The sequence below is a fragment of the Mycobacterium sp. 852002-51057_SCH5723018 genome, assembly GCF_001667035.1.
In the GTDB taxonomy this organism is placed as follows: domain Bacteria; phylum Actinomycetota; class Actinomycetes; order Mycobacteriales; family Mycobacteriaceae; genus Mycobacterium.
This window is the reverse complement of the sequence record NZ_LZIR01000045.1, coordinates 32938-55917: the sequence shown is the minus strand read 5'-3', so window position 1 is coordinate 55917 and position 22980 is coordinate 32938. Positions and strand designations below refer to the sequence as shown.

General features: G+C 68.7%; 18 protein-coding genes. 6 read left to right on the top strand and 12 right to left on the bottom strand.

Annotation, left to right across the window (positions count from 1 at the left end; genetic code table 11):
* Positions 1-39: 39 nt before the first annotated feature.
* The 6 genes from A5764_RS10580 to A5764_RS10555 form a co-directional block, all read right to left on the bottom strand.
* The gene (locus A5764_RS10580) at positions 40-816 is read right to left on the bottom strand and encodes an Fpg/Nei family DNA glycosylase (RefSeq protein WP_067112737.1); all 777 of its coding nucleotides are present in this window, start codon (positions 814-816) and stop codon (positions 40-42) included.
* Positions 809-1720 (bottom strand): non-homologous end-joining DNA ligase, encoded by a 912-nt coding sequence (gene ligD / locus A5764_RS10575; RefSeq protein WP_067112734.1) that lies wholly within the window; start codon positions 1718-1720, stop codon positions 809-811. The genes A5764_RS10580 and ligD (A5764_RS10575) overlap by 8 nt, the downstream gene beginning before the upstream one ends.
* A complete protein-coding gene (gene ligD / locus A5764_RS10570) occupies positions 1720-2718 on the bottom strand; it encodes a non-homologous end-joining DNA ligase (RefSeq protein ID WP_067112793.1) in 999 nt (332 codons plus the stop codon). Before ligD (A5764_RS10570) ends, ligD (A5764_RS10575) begins: the two co-directional genes overlap by 1 nt.
* Positions 2715-3155, bottom strand: a complete 441-nt coding sequence (locus A5764_RS10565) for a hypothetical protein (RefSeq protein ID WP_067112732.1) — start codon at positions 3153-3155, stop codon at positions 2715-2717. Before A5764_RS10565 ends, ligD (A5764_RS10570) begins: the two co-directional genes overlap by 4 nt.
* A 60-nt stretch (positions 3156-3215) precedes the next feature.
* Positions 3216-3656, bottom strand: coding sequence for a DUF402 domain-containing protein (locus A5764_RS10560; RefSeq protein WP_067112729.1), 441 nt, complete (start codon positions 3654-3656; stop codon positions 3216-3218).
* 85 nt (positions 3657-3741) lie between these two features.
* The gene (locus tag A5764_RS10555) at positions 3742-6459 is read right to left on the bottom strand and encodes an FHA domain-containing protein (RefSeq protein WP_082951638.1); all 2718 of its coding nucleotides are present in this window, start codon (positions 6457-6459) and stop codon (positions 3742-3744) included.
* A 209-nt stretch (positions 6460-6668) separates the two neighbouring features.
* Here A5764_RS10555 and A5764_RS10550 point away from each other — a divergent pair, with 209 nt between their 5' ends.
* The 3 genes from A5764_RS10550 (at position 6669) to A5764_RS10540 (ending at position 12394) form a co-directional block, all read left to right on the top strand.
* On the top strand, positions 6669-8726 hold the full coding sequence (locus tag A5764_RS10550) for a serine/threonine-protein kinase (RefSeq protein ID WP_231989672.1): 2058 nt from the start codon (positions 6669-6671) through the stop codon (positions 8724-8726).
* A 114-nt stretch (positions 8727-8840) separates the two neighbouring features.
* The gene (gene uvrB, locus A5764_RS10545) at positions 8841-11000 is read left to right on the top strand and encodes an excinuclease ABC subunit UvrB (protein WP_067112721.1); all 2160 of its coding nucleotides are present in this window, start codon (positions 8841-8843) and stop codon (positions 10998-11000) included.
* On the top strand, positions 10997-12394 hold the full coding sequence (locus A5764_RS10540; RefSeq protein WP_067112718.1) for an MFS transporter: 1398 nt from the start codon (positions 10997-10999) through the stop codon (positions 12392-12394). Before uvrB ends, A5764_RS10540 begins: the two co-directional genes overlap by 4 nt.
* Positions 12395-12416: 22 nt before the next feature.
* Here the strand turns inward: A5764_RS10540 and A5764_RS10535 are convergent, their stop codons facing one another.
* The gene (locus A5764_RS10535) at positions 12417-13991 is read right to left on the bottom strand and encodes a glycosyltransferase family 39 protein (protein WP_082951637.1); all 1575 of its coding nucleotides are present in this window, start codon (positions 13989-13991) and stop codon (positions 12417-12419) included.
* A 250-nt stretch (positions 13992-14241) separates the two neighbouring features.
* Here A5764_RS10535 and A5764_RS10530 point away from each other — a divergent pair, with 250 nt between their 5' ends.
* Complete coding sequence (locus A5764_RS10530; protein ID WP_067112712.1) at positions 14242-14685, top strand: universal stress protein; 444 nt, start codon at positions 14242-14244, stop codon at positions 14683-14685.
* A gap of 7 nt (positions 14686-14692) precedes the next feature.
* On the opposite strand, the gene A5764_RS10525 is transcribed toward A5764_RS10530, so the two are convergent.
* Positions 14693-15388: an MBL fold metallo-hydrolase gene (locus A5764_RS10525; RefSeq protein ID WP_067112709.1), complete on the bottom strand. Its 696-nt coding sequence runs from the start codon at positions 15386-15388 to the stop codon at positions 14693-14695.
* A 111-nt stretch (positions 15389-15499) separates the two neighbouring features.
* Between A5764_RS10525 and uvrA the strand changes: the two genes are divergently transcribed.
* Complete coding sequence (uvrA, locus tag A5764_RS10520; RefSeq protein WP_067112790.1) at positions 15500-18418, top strand: excinuclease ABC subunit UvrA; 2919 nt, start codon at positions 15500-15502, stop codon at positions 18416-18418.
* Positions 18419-18479: 61 nt separating this feature from the next.
* Here the strand turns inward: uvrA and A5764_RS10515 are convergent, their stop codons facing one another.
* From A5764_RS10515 to A5764_RS10505, 3 genes are read right to left on the bottom strand one after another with little or no spacing between them, the layout of a single operon-like run.
* Complete coding sequence (locus tag A5764_RS10515) at positions 18480-19667, bottom strand: winged helix DNA-binding domain-containing protein (RefSeq protein ID WP_067112707.1); 1188 nt, start codon at positions 19665-19667, stop codon at positions 18480-18482.
* Between the two features lie 2 nt (positions 19668-19669).
* Complete coding sequence (locus A5764_RS10510; protein WP_067112704.1) at positions 19670-19903, bottom strand: PspA/IM30 family protein; 234 nt, start codon at positions 19901-19903, stop codon at positions 19670-19672.
* 9 nt (positions 19904-19912) lie between these two features.
* A complete protein-coding gene (locus A5764_RS10505; protein WP_067112701.1) occupies positions 19913-20368 on the bottom strand; it encodes a DUF6653 family protein in 456 nt (151 codons plus the stop codon).
* A 622-nt stretch (positions 20369-20990) separates the two neighbouring features.
* Here A5764_RS10505 and A5764_RS10500 point away from each other — a divergent pair.
* A complete protein-coding gene (locus tag A5764_RS10500; RefSeq protein WP_067112698.1) occupies positions 20991-21707 on the top strand; it encodes a hypothetical protein in 717 nt (238 codons plus the stop codon).
* A 193-nt stretch (positions 21708-21900) separates the two neighbouring features.
* On the opposite strand, the gene A5764_RS10495 is transcribed toward A5764_RS10500, so the two are convergent.
* Positions 21901-22971, bottom strand: a complete 1071-nt coding sequence (locus tag A5764_RS10495) for a GGDEF domain-containing protein (protein ID WP_067112695.1) — start codon at positions 22969-22971, stop codon at positions 21901-21903.
* Positions 22972-22980: the final 9 nt, after the last annotated feature.

Below are 22980 nucleotides of genomic sequence, written 5' to 3'. Positions count from 1 at the left end.
CTCCTCCACGCTCCGCAGGCGGACCGCATCGTCGCCGAGCTAGCCCTGGCAGGACGGACACCACCACGACGTCCGGCCGCCCACCCGGGCCCGCGCGAGACGGGTGCCGCAGCGCGGGCAGTGCGGGTCGGGTTCGTCGCGCACCCCGGTGAGCCACCGCGGCAGGCCGGGCACCCGGCCGTGTCGCACCGAGGTGCGCAACACCTGGGTCATCGCGGTGTGCAGACGCTTGACGTCCTCGGCGCCCACGTCGGCGACCGGACGGGCCGGCGCAACCCGGGCGCGCCAGCAGATCTCGTCGGTGAGCAGGTTCCCCAGACCCGCAATCACCGACTGGTCCATCAGCGTGGGTTTCAGCCGGCCCCGGCGTCCCACCAGCACGCCGCGGAACTCCGGCAGGCCGAGGCCCAGCGCGTCGGGACCCTGCGGACCCGTCACGTGGGCGATGTCGTCGGCGGCGTCGGCCAGCCACACCCCGCGCAGCTTGCGGAGGTCGGCGTAGCGCAGTTCGCCTCGATCGAGCGACAGCACCAGCCGCTCATAGCCCAGCGGCTCGGCGCCGTCGGCGGCGTAGTACGGGTGGCCCGTCATGCCGCTGTGGATCAAAAGCGCCGGGCCGTCGGTGGGCAGGATCAGCCACTTGCCGTGCCGGCGCGGGGAACCGAAGCGCCGGCCTTCAAGCCGGCGCGCGAGCACTTGCGCGGTGGCGTTGCGCAGGATGCCGGCGTCGCGGACCTCCGCGCGCCGAATCCGCCTGCCGGGCAAGGGCACCGCCAAAGCGCGCCGAAACCCCTCAACGTCGGGCAGCTCAGGCACGAAGCTTCGCCAGGCGCCGCGCCGGGCCGGCCAGGGAGCGTGCGTGCCGATACATGTCGGCCCATGGATCCGGTTGTTTGGCAAGCCGTTTTGCGATGTCGCGGATGGTGAATCGGTCGGCCCGCAGCCCGCGCGTGTCCAGTTCGTCCCACTCCAGCGGGGTCGCCACCGGCGCGCCGCTACGGGCCCGGACCGCATAGGGGGCAACGGCGGTCTGCGCGTACGCGTTTCGCATGATGTCGAGATAGACCCGGCTGCCGCGTTTGTCCTTGCGTGCCTCCACCGTTCGGTGCGCGGCGTCGTCGGCCGCCACCACCTCGGCGACGTCGCGGGCGAATTGGCGGACGGTGTCGAAATCGGCGTCGCCGCGCAGCGGCGCCACCACGTGCAGCCCGCGCGACCCGGTGGTCTGCACGTAGCGCGCAAGCCCGAGGTCATCCAGCACCCCGGCCACCGCGCGGGCGGTCGCCCGGACCACGGCGAAGTCGCTGTCGGAGGGGTCGAGGTCGAAGACCAGTCGGTCGGGGTTGTGCAGCCGGCTTTTCCGCGACTGCCACACGTGCAGCGTGATGCAGTTCTGGTTGGCCAGCCAGCGCAACGCCTGCGGGCGTTCGGCCACCGGATGCACCACGGTACCGCCGGTCCCACCCTCCCTGGCGACCACTGCGCTGTCGATCCAGTCGGGCAGCGAATCGGCGAAATCCTGCTGCACGAACCCTTGTTCGCCGATGCCGCGCGGGAACCGTTGCACCGTGAGCGCCCGGCCCTTGAGGTGCGGCAGCATCGTGTCGGCCACCTCGCCGTAGTAGTCGACAACTTCGCCCTTGGTGATCCGCTTTGCAGGCGAGGGCCCGGGAAACATCACCCGCTCCGGGTGGGTGACCTCGACCTCGATGCGGGCCATCAGCGTGTCTCCCGCACGACCTCGCCGGGATCCTTGTCGGTGCGAAGGCCAAGGTAGCGCGGGTGGCGCAGCCTGCCGTCGCGGGTCCACTCGCTGAACCCGATCTGGACGACGAGCTCCGGACGCACCCAGCGGGCGCCGTTCTCGCGCACCAGGCCCCGGGTGAACGGGGCCTGGTCCTGCTCGATCGCCGCCAGCCGGGTGTGCAGGCGGCGCAGGGTGTCCTCGTCGAACCCGGTGCCCACCTTCCCGGCGTAGACCAGGTCGCGTCCGTCGTGGTAGCCGAGCAGCAACGCGCCCAACTCGATTCGGCTGCCCTTGGGGCCGGTGTAGCCGCCCACCACGAATTCCTGGTCGCGCACACATTTGAACTTCAGCCAATGCGGCGAGCGGCGACCGTCGTACGGCGAGTCGGCGAGCTTGGCGATCACCCCTTCGTCGCCGCGCTCGCATGCGGCCCGGTAGGCCGCGATGCCGTCCCGCAGCCGGTGGGTGGCGAAACGCAGCGGACCGCCGAACTGAATGGCCTTGCGCAGTAACCTCTTACGCCAGAGCAGCGGCACGTCGGTGGTGGATTTGCCGTCGAGGTGCAGCAGGTCGAAGACGTAGTAGAAAACGCGGACCGGCGACGCCCGCGCGACGTCGGGGTCGGTGATGCCCAGACGGCCCTGTAGGCGCTCGAAGCTGGTGCGCCGTCCCTCGAACGCCACCACCTCGCCGTCCACCACGAACCGGCTGGTGTGCTGGGCGGCGAGCGCGTCGACCAGCTCGGGATAGGTTCCATTGAGCGGCAGGCGATTTCGCGACAGCAGCCGCACCCGGTCGCCGTCGCGAAACGCCAGGCAACGCATCCCGTCGAATTTGCGCTCGAAGATCCAGTCCGGATCGGAAAACCGCTTCTCGGTGAGCGTGGCCAGCGTGGGGGCGCGCCAGTCCGGCACCGGCTCGTCGCGCAGCGCCGCGCGCACCGGCCCGGGCAGACCGGAAAAGTCCGTCACGGGAACCCGCACAGCTCGTCCTCGGTGCCGCCGTTCGGCACCTGTTCACCGCGCGCGGCGCCCTCGTCCTTGCGTTTGATCAGCAGCCACGTTTCGTCCTGACCTTCCCGGACCCGGGTGAGTGAGTAGCCGCCGCTCACCCGCTCGCCGCACAGGCGGAACGAAAGGTGACCGCCCCTGAGGCCGTCGGTCATCTCGTGGGTGGTCGCGTTGGTGTACGTGCCGCTGTCGCCGACGATGACGTCGTCCGGGACGCGGTCGAGCGGGCAGTCGTCGGTGCGGCGGACGATTCGGCTGCCCTCGCGGAGCGCCCAGCGCACCAGGACGCCACCGATCTCCAGGCCGAACTCGCAGTGGTCAGCGTCGGCAGCCGGGCGCTGGACGACGAAATGGGCGTCGCGGCCGCGCCGTCGGCGCCGGTACTCGCTCAAGCGCATTCCAAAGGGATACCCGCACGTCACGTGCGGAAACGCGGCTACGGGGCCCGCCGGGGAGCGCTACCCGCCGCGCCACGTCAGCTCCATCTGGTGGGTGGCCAGCCACCGCGACAGGTCATAGTCGTTGCGGGCCAGGCCGTCGATCGCCGCGACGGCGCGTCGCACCGCCCGCTCGGCGACCTCGGCGCCCAGCAGTCCGTCGCGCACTGCGTCCAGCAGCTCGTCGACGTCGGTCAGCGCCGCCCCGATGCCGGTGCGGACCACGATGTCCAGGTAGTGGTCTTCCGAATGCCACACCTTTGGGCCGGGTGCGTATTCGCCGACGTCGAGGTAGTAGTCCTGGTCGCGTTCGTGACCCGCATTGAAGTGAAAGACGGTGGCGCGCAAGCCCAGTGACGGCAGTAGCCACGATTCGAGGTAATGGAACTGGGCCCGGCCCGGGGTGGGGCGCGCGACGTAGAGCCCCCACGGTTGCACGACGTACTCGTCGACGGCCCGCACGATGCCCTTCGGGTCGGTGTTGGTGCGGGCGACCAGGTCGAACGTTTCGTGCTTGGGCGGATGGATGACGCCAGCCTATCGGCCCTTAACGTCGGAGCCGGATTCTCCACCGGACAAACCCGGCGTAGAACAGCGACAACGCGGCCAGCATGCCCATGTCCAGGAGCCAGACCTTCGATGTGTGCTGCCAGAACCGGTCCTGGGACAGCAGCGAATCGGGCACCAGGTGGCGCAGGTCGACCGTCGACGCCGCCGCGGCGTAACCCCAGCGCGCGGGCATCGCGAAGGACAGCTGATCGAGCCCGAGCCGGCCGGTCACCGGGACCATGCCGCCGCACAGCACCAGCTGCGCCATCACGGTGACCACGAACAGCGGCATGATCTGCTCGCTGGAGCGGACCAGCGACGAGATGGCCAGCCCGAGGATGGCCGAGGCGACACACGTCGCCGCGACGGTGGCGAACAGTTCGACGGTGGCCCCGAAGGTCGAATGGCCGAGCAGCACGGCGCCGCGGGTCGGCGCGCTCTTGCCGATCACCACGATCGCGGTGATGATCGCCGACTGCACGATGGCGAACCCGCAGTACACCGCGGTCTTCGCGAGCAGGTAGGCGGTGGTCGACAGCCCGACCGCCTGCTCGCGCTGAAAGATCGCCCGTTCGCCGACCAGGTCGCGGATCGTCAGCGCGGTGCCCATGAATGCCGCGGCGGGCATCAGCAGCGCCAGTATCTGCGCGGCCTCGTCGGGCGTGCCAGCGTTCGCGCCCGGCACCTGAAACCCATGGTTGCCCGGAACGGTCAGCGACAGCGAACCCAGGATGAACGGCAGCAGCGCCAGGAAGATGAAGTAGGCGCGGTCGGCGACGACCAGGCGGACCTGCCGGCGGGCGACGGTCGAGATCTGGCGCCGCACGCTGGTGTGGACCGGTTCACCCAGGTCGCCCGGCTCGTCGGTCTTGTCCGGCAGCAGTTTCTGGGGTCGCTTCTGCGCCTCGGCCTGCGCCAGGAACCGCCGGTTGGCCTCCTCGGGGTCGGCGCCCACCTTGGTGAAGATCTTGGCCCAGTTGCTGGTGCCCATCGCCTCACCGATCTGGTCGGGCGGGCCGCAGTAGGCCGTCTTGCCGCCCGGGGCCACCAGCAGCAGCTGGTCGCACACGTCGAGGTAGGAGAGCATGTGCGTCACGACGATCACCACGCGGCCGGCGTCGGCGAGCTGCCGCAGCATCGTCATGACCTGGTGGTCCAGCGCGGGGTCGAGGCCGGAGGTCGGCTCGTCGAGGATCAGCAGCGAGGGCCCGGTCAGCAGCTCCAGCGCGACCGAGGCGCGCTTGCGCTGGCCGCCGGACAGCTTGTCGACCCGGGTGTCGGCGTGCTTGGTCAGGTCGAGCTCGTCGAGCACCTGGCTGACCACCTTGGCGCGGTCGGCCTTGCTGGTGTCCGGCGGCAGCCGCAGCTCGGCGGCGTAACCCAGCGCCTGGTTGACCGTCAGCTGGCGGTGCACCACGTCGTCCTGCGGGACCATGCCGATCCGGCTGCGCAACGAGGCGTAGTCGGCGTGGATGTTGTGGCCCTCGAAGGTGACCGAGCCGGAGCTGGGGGTGGTGTAGCCGGCGATCAGCCTGGCCAGCGTGCTCTTTCCGGCGCCCGACCCGCCGATCACGGCGGTCAGTGTGCCGGGGCGGGCGGTCAGCGAGATGTTGTCCAGCAGCTGCTTGCCGTTGTCGACGACGTACTTGACGTTGCGCACCTCGAGGCCGCCGGTGCGCGTCGCGGCGTCGCCGCGCTCGATCAGCGTGCCGTCGCGGTACACCAGGTCGACGTTGCCGATGGTGACCACGTCGTCGTCGGTCAGGATCGCCGACCCGACCCGGGTGCCGTTGACGAACGTCCCGTTGACGCTGTTGTCCCTGATTTCGAGGCCCAGCGGCGTGGGGACCAAGGTGGCGTGGTGACGCGAGGCCAACACGTCGGGGACGACGATGTCGTTCTCGGCCGCGCGGCCAATGGTCTTGGCGCCGACGGTGCCGGCGGCCGACGATGCGCGCGGCGAGAGCAGCTTCACGAAGCGCGTCGCCAGGTTCGACACGTCGGCCGTCTTGGCGTCGATGACGGTGGACTCCGCCGGCGGTGTCGAGTCCACCCGGGCCGGCGCCCCGCCGTCGCCTACCTCGTCCAAGGCCGGCGGCGCCACCTTCGCCGCGTGGACCACCGTAAGCGGGTCGGGCGGCGGCGGCCGTAGCGGCGGCCGCGCTTGGCGAGGCTGCGAGACCGGCTGGCGGGGCGGCGGTGGGCCCGGCGGCCGCGCGGGCTGCCTGGGCGGTGCATTGGATGGCATGGGGCGCGGCGGCGCTGCATTTCTCGGCCGGCTGGGTGCCTGGCGGCGCGGCGGCGCGGTGGGATTCGTTTGCTCCGGTAGCGCGTTCCAGGCCAGGGTCGGCGGCCCGGAGTCGCGCTGCGGCCTCGGCTGCGCCGGCCGGCTGGCGTGGGCCTGCTGCGGTCCGATCGCGAAGGTCAGCCGCGGTCCCTGCGGGTTGCCGACGTTGATGCTCTGGCCGTCGTGGATGTCGATGACCGGCATCCGGTAGCCATTGACGTAGGTCCCGTTCAGCGAGCCGTTGTCGATTGCCAGCCAACGGCCCTGATCGAACCGCACGATCAGGTGCGCACGGGAGATCCGCGGGTCCGGGATGCGCAAGTCGGCGTTGACATCACGCCCGACGACCACCTCGTGGCCCGCGGCGAAGGAACGTTGGGACCCGTCGTGCCGGATTGTCAGGACAGGCGGGGCGGGTCGATTCACCACTCAAGTATCGGCCGCCGGTTTGAGTGCTCTCCATGGGACTCGCCTGTGATTTGTCTTTATTTCGATTTGGCGACTCATAGCTGCCTCATAGCCTGCGGAGACCAATCACCCACCGAGATCCGGCATGATTCGAGCGTGAGGGGAGGCCAGGCGACAGCGTCCCGATGCGAAACCGGCAGGTAATGCCGAAAAAACCAGGGGGCAAACGGTTGACGGACGACGAACACAAGGGGACAACCCGGCGCATTGACGCCGGGCGACGGCTGCTCAGCAACCCGCGGCTGGGGTTCCGCGCGGGCTTCCACTCGCTGCCCTCGGCGACCGTCGCGCACCTGTTTCGCCGCATTCCGCCGGTCAACTCGACGCCGAACGCGGAGCCGTCGCCGGTGGAGCAACCCGCCGAGGTCAGCGGATCGCGCCTCGCGTTGAGCAGTGGCGCGCCGTTTGCCGGCTACACGATCCTGCGGCAGCTCGGCGCCGGGGGCATGGCGGAGGTCTATCTGGCTCTGCATCCCCGGTTGCCGCGTCGCGACGTGATCAAGGTCCTCGCCGAGGCGGTCACCGCCGACCCGGAGTTCCGCGAGAGGTTCAACCGGGAGGCCGACCTCGCCGCCACCCTGTGGCACCCGCACATCGTCGGCGTCCACGATCGGGGCGAATTCAATGGCCAGCTCTGGATTTCCATGGACTACGTCGAGGGCACCGATGCCGCGCGACTGGTCAAAGAGCGCTACCAGGACGGGATGCCGATCGACGAGGTGTCCGACATCCTGCACGCCGTCGCGGGCGCGCTCGACTACGCGCACGACCGCGGGTTGCTGCACCGCGACGTCAAACCGGCCAACATCCTGCTCACCCACCCCGAGTACGGGGAACGCCGAATCCTGTTGGCCGACTTCGGCGTAGCGCGCCACCTCGCCAACATCAGCGGGATCACCGAGACCAACGTCGCCGTGGGAACGGTGGCTTACGCCGCACCCGAACAGCTGACGGGTTCCAACATCGACGGCCGTGCGGACCAATATGCGTTGGCCGCCAGCGCCTTTCATCTGCTTACCGGCGCGCCGCCGTTCCAGCACTCCAACCCGATCGCGGTCATCAGCCAGCACCTGCACGAGGATCCGCCGCGGCTCAGCGATCACCGCCCGGATTTGGCGCACCTCGACGACGTGTTCTTCAAGGCCCTTGCCAAGAAACCTTCGGACCGGTTCGACCGCTGCCGCACGTTCGCCGACGCCGTCAGCGAGCGGCTCGACGACGAGGTTCCCGACACCGCTGTGGTGACGCCGCCGCGGCCGCGCGGGGCCCGCGGCCTGGTCGCCGCGGTGAATCACCGGTTTTCGTCGCGCACCCGGTGGGCGACCGCGTTGGTCTGCGCGGTGCTGATGGCCGTGGCGGCGACGTGGTCGCTCCTGTACTCGTTTCAGCCGCAGAGCCCTTCGCCCAATGTCCCGGCGCTGGCGTCCAGGCCGTCCGTCCCGGCGCCCAGCGCCGCGCCGGTGAGACCGGGCGGTCCTGCGCTCAACGGCACCTACAAGTTGACCTACGACCGCAGCAAGCAGACGACCAACGGCATTCCGATCCGCCATGACGGCCCGGCCACCAGCTGGTGGGCGTTCCGCTCGGTGTGCACGACCAAGGGGTGCGCGGCGACCGGAACCCAGCTCGACGACGCCAACCACCAGGTCGCCAGCACCACCGATGGCGGTCACACGTACACGCTGCGCTTCATCGGTGGCTATTGGCAGGGCGGGTTCCAGCAGGAGCGCGCGGGCTGCACCCAGCCGAACGGACAAGTGACGGCCACCCAGCAGGAAAGCGTCGCGGGGTCATTGGCGCCGCAATCCGACGGAACGCTGCGCGGCACGGTGACGCAGACCGCTCTCTCCGATGAGTGCGGCGCGCAGGGAGCCGTGGTGCGGGTGCCGGTGGTGGCTACCCGGGTCGGCGACGCCCCGGCGTCCGTGCCCGTGGCCGATCCCGCCCAGGTGATCAGCGCCTCGACCACGCCGTCGCCGCCGTCGGCGCCGGTCCTGGGCGGGCCGTGCAGCGACATCGACAAGCTCGCCTACGACCCGACGAATAGCGAGCAGGTCGTCTGCGAGGGCAACACCTGGGCAAAGGCGCCCATCACGATGGGGGTGCATGCCACCGGTAGCTCGTGCAACCGGCCGAGCACCTCGGTGTACGCCATGTCCACGTCGAGCGACGGCTACCTGCTGGAATGCGATCCGGTCACGCGGACCTGGACCCGGCCGGGGGCGTAGTGGGCTTTCGTTGCCGCGAGCGTGCGCGTTGGTACGCCGACACGCCGTGTGGCGTGTCATTCTGCGCACGCTCGCGCACCACCGCTTGTCGGTGCGGGCCTCTACCCTGGTGGCATGGCTTTCGCCACTGAACATCCGGTAGTCGCACACTCGGAATACCGCGCCGTCGACGAGGTCGTGCGCGCCGGCGGCCGTTTCGAGGTCGTCAGCCCGCACGACCCAGCCGGCGACCAGCCCGCGGCCATCGAAGAACTGGAACGGCGCATCAGGGCGGGGGAGCGCGACGTCGTGCTGCTGGGCGCCACGGGCACCGGCAAGTCGGCCACCACCGCGTGGCTGATCGAGCGCCTGCAGCGGCCCACCCTGGTGATGGAGCCCAACAAGACGCTGGCCGCGCAGATCGCCAACGAGCTGCGAGAGATGTTGCCGCACAACGCCGTCGAGTACTTCGTGTCGTACTACGACTACTACCAGCCCGAGGCGTACATCGCGCAGACCGACACCTACATCGAGAAGGACAGCTCGATCAACGACGACGTGGAGCGGCTGCGGCACTCCGCCACGTCGTCGCTGCTGTCGCGCCGCGACGTGGTGGTGGTGGCCTCGGTATCGTGCATCTACGGCCTGGGCACGCCGCAGTCCTACCTGGACCGCTCCGTCGAACTGCGAGTCGGCATCGAGGTGCCCCGCGACGGGTTGCTGCGCCTGTTGGTCGACGTGCAATACACCCGCAACGACCTGTCCTTCACCCGCGGTTCGTTTCGGGTGCGCGGCGACACCGTGGAGATCATCCCGTCCTACGAAGAGCTGGCGGTGCGCATCGAGTTCTTCGGCGACGAGATCGAGGCGCTGTACTACCTGCACCCCCTGACCGGTGAGGTGATCCGCCAGGTCGACTCGCTGCGGATCTTCCCGGCGACCCACTATGTGGCCGGCCCCGAGCGGATGGCCCACGCGATCTCCACCATCGAGGAAGAGCTCGCCGAGCGGCTCGCCGAGTTCGAGCGCCAGGGCAAGCTGCTGGAGGCCCAGCGGCTGCGGATGCGCACCAACTACGACATCGAGATGATGCGTCAGGTCGGGTTCTGCTCCGGCATCGAGAACTACTCCCGGCACATCGACGGCCGGGGGCCCGGCTCGCCGCCGGCGACCCTGCTCGACTACTTCCCTGAGGACTTCCTGCTGGTCATCGACGAGTCGCACGTCACCGTGCCGCAGATCGGCGGCATGTACGAGGGCGACATGTCCCGCAAGCGCAACCTCGTCGACTACGGGTTCCGGCTGCCATCGGCGTGCGACAATCGCCCGCTGACCTGGGAAGAGTTCGCCAACCGGATCGGGCAGACGGTGTACCTGTCGGCTACCCCGGGCCCCTACGAACTCAGCCAGTCCGGCGGCGAGTTCGTCGAGCAGGTGATCCGCCCGACCGGCCTGGTTGACCCCAAGGTGGTGGTCAAGCCGACCAAGGGGCAGATCGACGACCTGATCGGCGAGATCCGCAAGCGCGCCGACGCCGACGAACGGGTGCTGGTGACGACGCTGACCAAGAAGATGGCGGAGGACCTCACCGACTACCTGCTGGAGATGGGCATCCGGGTGCGCTACCTGCACTCGGAGGTCGACACGCTGCGCCGGGTGGAGCTGCTGCGCCAGCTGCGGCTCGGCGAGTACGACGTGCTGGTCGGTATCAACCTGCTGCGCGAGGGCCTCGACTTGCCCGAGGTGTCGCTGGTGTCGATCCTCGACGCCGACAAGGAGGGCTTCCTGCGTTCGACCCGCAGCCTGATCCAGACCATCGGCCGCGCCGCCCGCAACGTGTCCGGCGAAGTGCACATGTACGCCGACTCGATGACCGACTCGATGAAGGAGGCCATCGACGAGACCGAGCGGCGCCGCGCGAAGCAGGTCGCCTACAACCAGGCCCACGGCATCGACCCCAAGCCGCTGCGCAAGAAGATCGCCGACATCCTCGACCAGGTCTATCGCGAGGCCGACGACAGCGAAACCGTCGAGATCGGCGGGTCGGGACGCAACGCCTCCCGCGGCCGGCGCGCCCAGGGCGAGCCCGGGCGTGCCGTCAGCGCGGGAGTGTTCGAGGGCCGCGACGTCACCAGCATGCCGCGCGCGGAGCTGGCCGACCTGATCAAGGACCTCACCGCGCAGATGATGGCCGCCGCGCGCGACTTGCAGTTCGAGCTGGCGGCGCGGTTCCGCGACGAGATCGCCGACCTCAAGAAGGAACTGCGGGGAATGGACGCCGCCGGCCTGAAGTGACGCACGCCGCCGCCACGACCGGCAGCTGGCGCGAGCTGCTGGGCGCCAAGTATCTGGGGACGTCGGTCGTGCTGGCCGGCGGCGTCGCGCTGTACGCCACCAATGAGTTCCTGACCATCAGCCTGCTGCCGAACACGGTCGCCGAGATCGGCGGCAGCCGCCTCTACGCCTGGGTGATGACGCTCTACCTGGTCGGGTCGGTGGTCGCGGCGACCATGGTCCATCCGCTGCTCGTCCGCGTCGGGGCCCGTTCGTCGTATCTGATTGGACTGGCTCTGTTCGGCGCCGCAACTTTGGCATGCGGGGTGGCTCCCAACATGCACACCCTGATCGCGGCGCGCGCTCTGCAAGGCGTCGGCGGCGGCCTGATCGCCGGCCTCGGCTATGCGGTCATCAACATGGCGCTGCCGCGCTCGCTGTGGACCAGGGCCTCGGCGCTGGTGTCCGCGATGTGGGGCGTCGCCACGGTGGTCGGACCGGCGACGGGTGGCCTGTTCGCGCAGTTCGGGTTGTGGCGATGGTCCTTCGTCGCGATGGCGATTCTGACCGCGCTGATGGCCGTCCTGGTGCCGATCGCGCTGCCCGCCGGCCGGGCCGACCCCGGTGCGGAGCCACCTGCGATGAAGGTGCCGGTCTGGTCACTGGTGCTGATCGGCGCCGCCACGCTGGCGGTCAGCATCGCCCAGATCCCGCACAACGGCCTGGCGACCGCCGGACTGCTGGCCGCCGGCATCGTCCTCCTCGGATTGTTCGCGGTGGTCGACTGGCGGATGCGCGCGGCGGTGTTGCCGCCCAGCGTGTTTGGTGCCGGGCCGCTGAAGTGGATTTATCTGACCATGGGCGTGTTGATGATCGGCGCGATGGTGGACACCTACGTCCCGCTGTTCGGTCAGCAGTTGGCGCACCTGACGCCGGTGGCGGCCGGGTTCCTGGGTGCGGCGCTGGCGGTCGGGTGGACGGTCTCCGAGATCGTCAGCGCGTCGCTGGAAAACCCCCGAGCGATCGGCCGGGTGATCGCGACGGCGCCGGTGGTGGTGGCATCGGGCCTGGCGCTGGGCGCGCTCACCCAGCGTGACAACGCCTCAGCCGGGATCGTCGCGCTGTGGGCGCTCGCGCTGCTGGTGGCCGGAATCGGGATCGGGATGGCCTGGCCCCATTTATCGGTGCGCGCAATGGATTCCGTCAACGACCCGGCCGAAGGCGGCGCGGCGGCCGCGGCGATCAACACCGTGCAGCTGATCTCCGCCGCGTTCGGCGCCGGTTTGGCCGGCGTCGTTGTCAACACGGCCCAGGGCGGCGGCGTGACGGCGGCCCGCTGGTTGTTCACCGTGTTCACCGCGTTGAGCGTGGCTGGTGTCGTGGCTTCGTACGGCGCGGTTCGCGGCGATCGCTGAGGTCAATCCGGTTCCTCGTCGGTCAGCGCGTCGACTTGAGGACCTGGGAGTAGTGGAATTGCCAGCGCTCCACGATGCGGAAGCCCAGGTAGCTCGGGAACCGGTACGCCGGGGCGCGACCGAAGGCGGTTCCCGGCGGCAACGATTGCCCCACTTGATGATCCGGCAGCGACTTGTCGTGATCGGTGATGGTCCAGATGGTCGTGCACTTGTTGATCGTGGCCGTCGTCAGCCACACGGCGACGTGGCCGTCCCACAGCCAACCGGCCTTGGGTCCGTAAGCGCCGCGTTCGACGTCGATCAGCGACCGGAACGCCCCGGGCCGCGTGGCCAGCACGGCGCGAATCGGTCCCGGTCGCCACGGCACGGTGTTGTCCACCATCAGGCAGTCACCGGGCGCCGCATGGGAGCTGATCAGGTCGGCGACCTGGCTGTAATCCCAACCCTCCTTGGCATACGGCCAGCGCTGGATGAAGAGGTAGTTCGGCAGCGCGGCAGCGGCGAACAGCAACACGACGCCGGCGACGGGCCACGGCTTGCGGGCGACGGTGACGATGCACACGGCCATGACGACGGCCACCGCGGGCGTGGTGAGGATCAGGTAGCGCGGGAAGTAGATCGGTTCGCTGACGGCCGAGTAGACGACGACGAGGGTGGTGGGGACGACGATCCACGCCGCGCAGCTGATCAACAGGCGGCGGGTGTCGCGCGCCGGGGCGCGCGCGCCCTTCAGCCGGGCAGCGACCGCCACGACGATCAGGACGGCGGTCAGGATCGCGAACGGGACGCTGTGGTCGAAATACTGCCGCAGGACGATATCGAAGGCGTAATGCCAGCTGACCGGGAAAATCCAGTTGACCTGCCACACCTGGCCGTGGGCGAACACGATGAACGGGGTCATGGCCGCGGCGGCGACGGCCGAGCTGATGGCCCACCGGACGACCGGAGACCTGCGTGCACCCGCCGGGGCCAGCAGCGGCAGCATCACGGCGTACACGACCACCAACAGGATGAGGTTGAGGCTCAGCAGGATCGACACCATCAACGCCAGCGCGTAGGACAGCCACCACCGCGGCCGGTTGCGCCGGACGGCCGTGACGAACAGCACGGTGAGCCAGATGGCCGCGGCGGCCGCGAAGGCATAGGAACGCGCTTCCATGCCCGCCCAGGTGGTCCGCGGCAGGATAGCGAAGACGGCGCCCGCGCACACCGCGGTGGTACGTCCCGCGACGAACTGCTTGGTGAACACCACGACGCCGCCCGCCGCCGCGCCGATCGCCAGCGCGCTGGGCGCCCGCGTCCAGAATTCGGTCGGCGGAAATAACGCGAACCAACCGTGCATGAGCAGGTAATACAGCCCGTGGACGGCGTCGATGTGGCCGAGCAGTTTCCACAGCTCGGGCAAGGTCCTGCTGGCCGAAGCCGAAATGGTGGCGCCCTCGTCGAACCACAACGACGGCCGGCAGGCCCAGGCGCCGCTGATGACGGCGGCGAGCACGGCGATAGCCCACGGATCGAGCAGCCCGCCACGCGGGCGCGCGGGTGCTGGCCCGGCGGCGACCCCGGCGGCCCGCTGTTCAACGGTGGGCATGGCCATAATGCTTGTCACTGTAGGGCGCGCCGGATGAACCGGCTCACCGGTCCGCGAAAAGGTTCGCGATGCAACGCTTTCCGCCGTGGGCGTCGGCATCCGACCGCATCCTCGGCCGGAAAATCGCACGTTGCCGCAGCGTGGCCGGGCAAATGCGGGTTGCGCCACGCCGCGGATGTGTGGTTAATCTGACGGATCTTTATCCGCCAAGGCGATAGTGTCTTGGGTTGGCAGCAACCGACACTGGGAGGGTAAAATGGGCGCCTATCGGACCGTGGTGGTCGGGACCGACGGCTCGGATTCGTCGTTTCGTGCGGTGGACCGGGCAGCGCAGATCGCCGGGGCCGACAGCAAGCTGATCATCGCATCGGCCTACCTGCCCCAGCACGAGGACACCCGGGCGGCCGACGCGCTGCGGGACGAAAGCTACAAGGTGTCGGGCACCGCGCCGATTTACGCGATCCTGCAGGACGCCAAGGAGCGGGCGCATAACGCGGGCGCCAAGAACGTGGAGGAGCGGTCGATCGTCGGCGCTCCCGTCGACGCGCTGGTCAAACTGGCCGAGGACGAAAAAGCCGACCTGCTGGTTGTCGGCAACGTCGGGCTGAGCACGATCGCGGGCCGGTTGCTGGGATCGGTGCCGGCCAACGTCTCACGTCGGGCCAAGGTCGACGTGCTGATCGTGCACACCACCAGCTAGCCCGCGCCTACCAGCCGCGCTCGCGCCATTCGCTCAGGTGGGGGCGCTCGGCGCCCAGTACGGTGTCGTCCCCGTGGCCGGGGTAGATCATGGTCGAGTCGTCGTAGACGTCGAACACCCGGGTGGTGACGTCGTCAATCAGCTGGGCGAAATGCCCTGGCTGCCAGGTTTTGCCGACGCCGCCCGGAAACAGGCAATCGCCGGTGAACAATTGCGTGACGCCGCCGGTCGCCGGCCCGTCGAGAGCCAGCGCGATCGACCCGGGAGTGTGCCCGCGCAGATGGATGACGTCGAAGTTCAGCTCGCCGATCTGCACGGTGTCGCCGCCCGCCAGCAAACGGTCCGGTTTGACGGGCAGCGGTTCGGCGTCGCTCTCGCTGGCGGCGGTCGGCGCGCCGGTGGCGGCGGCGACGGCTTCCAGCGCCTGCCAGTGGTCGAAGTGCTGATGGCTGGTCACGATCAGCGACAGCTTCGGCGCGTAACGCCGGATCAGGTCGACCAGGACGTCGGCGTCGTTGGCGGCGTCGATCAGCAACGTTTCTCCGGTCGCGGAACATGTCACCAGATAGGCGTTGTTGTCCATCGGGCCCACCGACGCCTTTAGAATCGTGGCGCCGGGTAGGGTCCGGCGGGCCGCGGTGCCAGGTTCGACATGTCCGGTGTAGTTGGCCAACCCGTCAGCGGGCGTATCCGATGCCGTCATAGCGGCCACGTTACTGGTCCGCAATTGCCTGTCGGTACGGGCACATAGCATGGAATGCGCGGTGCGCAACATCCGCTGCAAAACGTAAAGAATTCACCGAAAGAGGGCAGCGTGGCTGACCGCCTGATCGTCAAGGGCGCCCGCGAGCACAACCTGCGGGGCGTCGACCTCGACCTGCCGCGCGACTCGCTGATCGTCTTCACGGGGCTATCGGGGTCGGGCAAGTCGTCGCTGGCCTTCGACACGATCTTCGCCGAGGGGCAGCGTCGCTACGTGGAGTCGCTGTCGGCCTACGCCCGCCAATTCCTGGGGCAGATGGACAAGCCGGACGTCGACTTCATCGAGGGCCTGTCCCCGGCCGTGTCGATCGACCAGAAGTCGACCAACCGCAACCCGCGGTCGACCGTCGGGACCATCACCGAGGTGTACGACTATCTGCGGCTGCTCTACGCCCGCGCGGGCACGCCGCACTGCCCGGTCTGCGGTGAGCGGATCGCCCGCCAGACGCCGCAGCAAATCGTCGACCAGGTGCTGGCGATGCCCGAAGGCACCCGCTTCCTGGTGCTCGCCCCGGTGGTGCGCACCCGCAAGGGCGAGTTCGCCGACCTGTTCGAGAAGCTCAACGCGCAGGGTTACAGCCGGGTGCGGGTCGACGGCGTGGTGCATTCCCTGACGGACCCGCCGAAGCTGAAGAAGCAGGAGAAGCACGACATCGAGGTGGTGGTGGACCGCCTCACCGTCAAGGCCTCCGCCAAGCAGCGGCTCACCGACTCGGTGGAGACCGCGCTGAACCTGGCCGACGGCATCGTGGTGCTGGAGTTCCCGGATCACGGAGCTCATGAGCCCGATCATCACCGGGAGCAGCGGTTCTCCGAGAAGCTGGCCTGCCCCAACGGGCACGCGCTGGCCGTCGACGACCTGGAACCGCGGTCGTTCTCGTTCAACTCGCCCTACGGCGCGTGCCCCGAATGCACCGGCCTGGGCATCCGCAAGGAGGTCGACCCCGACCTGGTGGTGCCCGATCCGGAGCTCACGCTGGCCGAGGGGGCGGTGGCGCCGTGGTCGAACGGTCACACCGCGGAGTACTTCACCCGGATGATGGCAGGCCTCGGCGACGAGCTGGGATTCAATGTCGATACGCCGTGGCGGAAGCTGCCGGCCAAGGCGCGCAAGGCGATCCTCGAGGGATCCGACCATCAGGTGCATGTGCGGTACCGCAACCGGTACGGCCGCACCCGGTCCTACTACGCCGATTTCGAGGGCGTGCTGGCGTTCCTGCAGCGCAAGATGGCCCAGACCGAATCCGAGCAGATGAAGGAACGCTACGAGGGCTTCATGCGCGACGTGCCCTGCCCGGTGTGTGAGGGCACCCGGCTCAAGCCGGAGATCCTGGCCGTGACGCTGGCAGGGGGTTCTAAGGGGCAGCGCGGCGCGAAGTCCATTGCCGAAGTGTCGGAGCTGTCCATCGCGGACTGCTCGGATTTCCTGAACGCGCTCACACTGGGGCCGCGCGAGCAGGCGATCGCCGGGCAGGTGCTCAAGGAAATCCAGTCGCGGCTCGGCTTTTTGCTCGACGTGGGCCTGGACTACCTGTCGCTGTCGCGCGCCGCGGCCACGCTGTCCGGCGGTGAGGCCCAACGCATCCGGCTGGCCACCCAGATCGGGTCGGGCCTGGTGGGTGTGCTCTACGTGCTCGACGAGCCCTCCATCGGGCTACACCAGCGCGACAACCGTCGGCTCATCGAAACCCTCACCCGGCTAAGGGATTTGGGCAACACGCTGATCGTCGTCGAGCACGACGAGGACACCATCGCCCACGCCGACTGGATCGTCGACATCGGCCCGAGGGCCGGCGAGCACGGCGGCGAGATCGTGCACAGCGGCACCTACGCCGACCTGCTGGCCAACAAGGACTCGATCACCGGCGCCTACCTGTCGGGCAAGGAAAGCATCGAGCTCCCGGCGATCCGGCGCCCCGTCGACCGGCGCCGTCAGCTCACCGTCGTCGGCGCCCGCGAGCACAATCTGCGCGGCATCGACGTGTCGTTCCCGCTCGGCGTGCTGACCTCGGTGACGGGGGTGTCGGGCTCCGGCAAGTCGACGCTGGTGAACGACATCCTGGCCGCGGTGCTGGCCAACCGGCTCAATGGCGCCCGGCAGGTCCCGGGGCGGCACACCCGGGTCACCGGGCTGGACCACCTGGACAAGCTGGTGCGGGTCGACCAATCGCCGATCGGCCGCACGCCGCGGTCCAACCCGGCCACCTACACCGGGGTGTTCGACAAGATCCGCACCCTGTTCGCGGCCACCACCGAGGCCAAAGTCCGTGGCTACCAACCGGGTCGGTTCTCGTTCAACGTCAAGGGCGGTCGCTGCGAGGCGTGCACGGGCGACGGCACGATCAAGATCGAGATGAATTTCCTGCCCGACGTGTACGTGCCGTGCGAGGTCTGCCACGGCGACCGCTACAACCGGGAAACCCTCGAGGTCCACTACAAAGGCAAGACCATCGCCGAAGTGCTGGACATGTCGATCGAGGAGGCGGCGGAGTTCTTCGAGCCGATCACCGGCATTCACCGCTACCTGCGCACGCTCGTCGACGTGGGGCTGGGCTACGTCCGGCTGGGCCAGCCGGCGCCGACGCTGTCCGGCGGCGAGGCGCAGCGCGTCAAGCTGGCCGCCGAACTGCAGAAGCGCTCGACCGGGCGGACCATCTACATCCTCGACGAGCCCACCACCGGGCTGCATTTCGACGACATCCGCAAGCTGCTGAAGGTCATCAATGGCCTTGTCGACAAAGGCAATACGGTCATCGTCATCGAGCACAACCTGGACGTGATCAAGACCTCGGACTGGGTCGTCGACATGGGTCCGGAGGGCGGCGCCGAGGGCGGAACCATTGTCGCCGAAGGCACCCCGGAGGACATCGCCGCGGTGCCCGAGAGCTACACCGGGAAGTTCCTCGCCGAGGTCGTCGGTCGTGCCCCCGCGCCGCAGCGCCGGAACGGGCGGCGCAAAGTCACCGCCTGAGCGGCGCTTCGTCGCGACACATAAACCTGGCACACGACACGCCGAAATGCGGTGCAGCAGTTTATGTCTCGCGGTCCGCGCGCCCCGCGGCTTTCGACAGGGGAGAGGGGAAGCGGGGGCTGATCCGCACGCCGTCGAGCCACGAGGTGAGTTCGTCGGCTCGTCGCTGCAGGGCTCGCCGCCCGTCGCGGCCCGGATCTTCGAGCAGTCGCAGCCGGACGCGGGCGCCCTCGTCTTGGTACCAGCCACCCACAACGCGTCCGTTCCACCACGCCGTCGGGCCTGCGTTGCCGTTGCGGTCGAACACCTGGGCGCGATGGTCGCCGAGATACCACTCGCGCCCGAACCATCCCATCGTGGTGGCGTCCAGGCACGGCAGCAGCGCGCCCCACGGTGGCGCCTCGGGCTCGGGCTCGAGGTCGTCGGGCAGCGCATAGCCGGGGCCGCCGTGCAGGTCGACCGCCACCGCGCCGATGTCGGCCAGCGCGTTTCGGGCGGCTGTCAGCGTGGAGCCGAACCACCATTTGATATCGGCGGCGGTGGCGGGCCCGAACGTGGCCAGCCAGCGCCGGGTCAGCTCGGCCCGCGCTTCCCGTTCGGGGACCGGCTCACCCAGGTCGGTGAGCCAGTGCGCGGTGATGGCCCACCGCGGGCGCGACGTGGTCCAGGCTCCGTCGTTGGGACCGCGCACGATATCGCCGCGCGCCGAGAGCACCGTCAGGACCCGCGGGGCAACGGGAACGGCGCCGCCCCAAGGCTTTCCGGGTGCCGGATCGTAGCTGCCGGCCAGTTCGGGAAGCGCGGCCCGCAGTTCGGTGCTGGCGGCCGGGCCGGTGTCAGCCAGGTGGCGCAACACCGCGGAGCGGGCCCGCTTCAGCCAGCGGTCGCCGTCCGCGGCCACGCCGGCCTTCTGCACGTCGGCGGCCAGCCTGCGGTGTTCGTTGTCGGCAACCCGCTCGCTGGCCGCCGACTGAATCATCGGCATGTCGTCGGCGACCACCAGCCACAGCGTTCGCCGCATCGCCAGATGCCTGACCGCGGAGCGCTTCTCGTACAGCTCCAGCTCCAGCTCGGCGGTGGTAAATCCGGGACACCGCGCCCATAGCGACAGGTACGGGGTCGCGGGATCGGTCGCATGCAGCCCGACCAGGCCGGCGATGACCCGCGTTGTCGCCGGTGAGTCGGTCGCTGACAGAAAATGCCTGCGCCCCAAGCGGTTACGGCGCTCGGGGATCGTGAACGTGCGCACGGTTACGGATCGTCGGGGCGCATCGACTCCCGGATCTGCGCCAACCGCTCGGCCGCCCCGCGCTGGCGCTCTTCGTACTGCTCTTCGATGGAACGGCCCTCGGCCGTCTCGGATTCCAGCTCGGTCGCGCCCTGGGCCGTCGCGTACCGGGCTTCGATCTTGTCGCGGACCGATTCGAAGGTCGGCACACCGGCGCTGTCGTAACCTGGCTCGGGGGCTGATGGTTCGTCGGGCATGACGCCACGCTACTGCGGCCGGCGATCGACGTAGCGCACCATCTGCGACCAATACACCAGCGTCAAGGCCATCTGCGCCGCGGTCGCGATCGCCGCCGGCAGCGGTCGATGGCGGCGGGCGGCGACGGCGGCGGTCACCGCGGCCGCGGATGTCACCGCGCTGACGAGCATGGCGGCGTCCCGGGGGCGGCGGCTGATCCACAGCTCCTCGCCCAGCATCGCTCTGGTAGACCAGGCGTGTTCGTGCGCCGGCTTGCCGAAGACGAACGGATTCACGGCCAACCACAGCGCGACCAACGCCGCGTGGCTCCAGCGCCGGGTCCACACGGGCACCAGCGTCAGCGGCGTGCTCGCCCAGCGGGTCCACGCGCTCCACGGATTGCAGTGCCGCGCGAAGATTCCTCGCCGGACTCGCGCAGCGAATGAGTGCACCGGCCGGTGCGGCGCGGTCGAGTCTGCGATCATGACTTCCAGTCTGCGCCCACGCCTGGCTTTCGCGAAGTCGCCTCTCCGGCCGAAGAATCGATTCCACGCGGCAGGCTAAACACTGCTGCCGAATTGCATTCGGTGCCCACAATTCGGCACCGTCTCGGCGCAGCCGTGACTAGTTCGCCGATTTGTGCCAATCCAGTGCCGGAGCGGACGGAAAACGAGATCGCGCGGGCGGATGACAGCTAACTTCTCGGCGACCGTCCCCCGGTGCCTGGGCAAATCTGAGGTAGAATCCGGCGGCTTTGTCCGGTTAAATCATCTAAGTGAGAAGAGGCCTAGGTGCCTCGAACAGGCCTAATCGCTGTGTCCGCACCAACCCACGCGGACATATACCCGCAGGTGTAACCGGAATGGCGGCAGCGCCGCGATCACGGGCCACGATACCTAGGAAAGCGATGTGCACCGTTGCCGGCAAATTTTGTATTCATGGCCGTGATCAATGTGAACATAGATCGCTCGTAAAGTTACCGTGTCGTCGCCGCAACCGATGTCCAAGGGTGCAGTTGGTAGGTAATTTATTCGGCGGATAGAACGAAAATACTCCGATAAGCGCAGAAATAGTAGATCAGTACGGATCCGAAGTGAAAGGATACCTATGGAAGCGGCTCAGCTGCTACGCAGAGTGACCGACAGCTCGTGGCTTGGGGGCACGGCGGAGTGGCGGGATGAGGCGACGGGATGTCGGATTACCGCGTCCACCCCGGGGACGGAACCCGAGCTGTGGGAGCAATACCTGGAAGGCGCGCTGAACAGCTATCGCCGGCACGGGCTGGAATGGGTGCTCGACATCGACGCGGTCCGGGATGGCGCCGACACCGCGCTTTTCTTTGCTGCGGTCGATCCACAAGGCATGGTGGTCGGGGGCACACGTGTCGTGGGCCCCTTGCGTGCGCCCGAGGAGTCGCACGCGCTCGAGGAGTGGAATGGCAACCCGGGCCTGGCCGGGCTGCGCCATATGATTGCCAACCGGCTCCCGTTCGGCGTCGTGGAAGTCAAAAGCGCCTGGGCCAATTCCCACGATTACGGGAGCCGCGCGATCCCCAGGGTGTTGGCCCGCACCGCGCTGCCGATTATGACGCTAATGGGCGTTCAGTTCGTCATGGCCACCGCGGCGGCTCATGTCTTGGAGCAGTGGCGATCCTCCGGGGGTGTGGTGGCCTCGCGGATACCGGCGGCCGCCTATCCCAATGCGAACTACCAAACCAAAGTCATGTGGTGGGATCGCCGTACCATTGCCACGCATGCCGAACCCGAGCAATTCAAGCTGATGTGCGCCGAGGACTCCGAGATCCTCAGCCGTATCTCGGCATAAGAGAAATCACGAGTTGAGCTCACGGCCCCGCCCGCGCACCCTGGCGGGCTCTGGGGCCGACTCGTGTTCATGACCGAGCCCATGCGTGCCGTCACAACGTTGCCGTCGGCCCCGAAGAACCCCTTCACGATGGTCGCGGCGGCTCCGATCTGGGCGAAGATACGGCTACGTCACTGACCTTTCAGCGTGCGCACTACGTCCTCACGCTGTGCTGAACCTGATTCCCGCCGCGGCGTTTGGCGGCATACATGGCGGTGTCGGCGATGGTGATCAGCTCGTCGACCAGCCATGCGACGTCGGTCCCGGTGAGTAGGCGCAGTTCGGCGCTTGCTGTGCCGACGCTGGCTGTCACCCTAGGAGGGAGCTCGCCGAGGGCGGTGCAAAACTTCGTCGCCAGGGGCCCCACGTCTGACATCTCCGCGGTCAGCGCGACCAAGAATTCTTCGCCGCCGGCGCGGCAGATGACCGCGTCGGCGGGGGCGTGCTCACGCAGCAGGTCGGCCGCTGCCCGCAGGGCGAGGTCACCGGCCGAATGACCGTGGGTGTCATTGATGCGTTTGAAGTTGTCGAGATCGACCATCACCACCGCCAGATGGGTGTGCGTCGGGGGCGGATTCGCCAAGCGGTTACTGACCGCCTCGGTGAATGCCCGCCGGTTCAGCAGACCGGTGAGCGCATCCTCCTCGGAGCGAAGAGCATATGTGCCCATCGCCCGTGACATGCCCCAAATGCCGAGGGGTAGCCAGAAATTCAGGAATGCGTTGAGCCAGAACGCGGAGGCCGCCGCGGCCAGGTTGACCTCATGCGCCAGCCGCAGCACCGCAATAGTGGTGACCACGACGGCTACGACGCCGTTGAAGACCAGAAGTCTTGGGCTGTGGAAAAACGCGATGTAACAGCCGGGGATCGCCAGGGCGGTGCACGCCAGGGCGGCGAGGGCCGCCGTGGGCTGGACCAGGCTCCACCCGCCGACACACACCGCACCCAGCGCCACGCCGACCTGCGACTGTAGACGCGTGGGCCAGCGCGTCAGCCAGAGTACGGTCACGGCGAGCGTGAACGTCGCCGCGACCACGCCGATGATCACCTCGACGCGGCTGGGGTGATATTGGCTCGGCAGTACGGTCAGCGGCACTAACGCCGAGGATCCGGTGACACCAGCCAAAATCATCCGTGCCGAACGCAGCATTCCGCGTTGGCGCAGAAAAGTGGTGGCCCACTCGTAATGGTCTGGCTGGCTCCACCACGCTTTCAGCGGTGACATTCGTCAGCG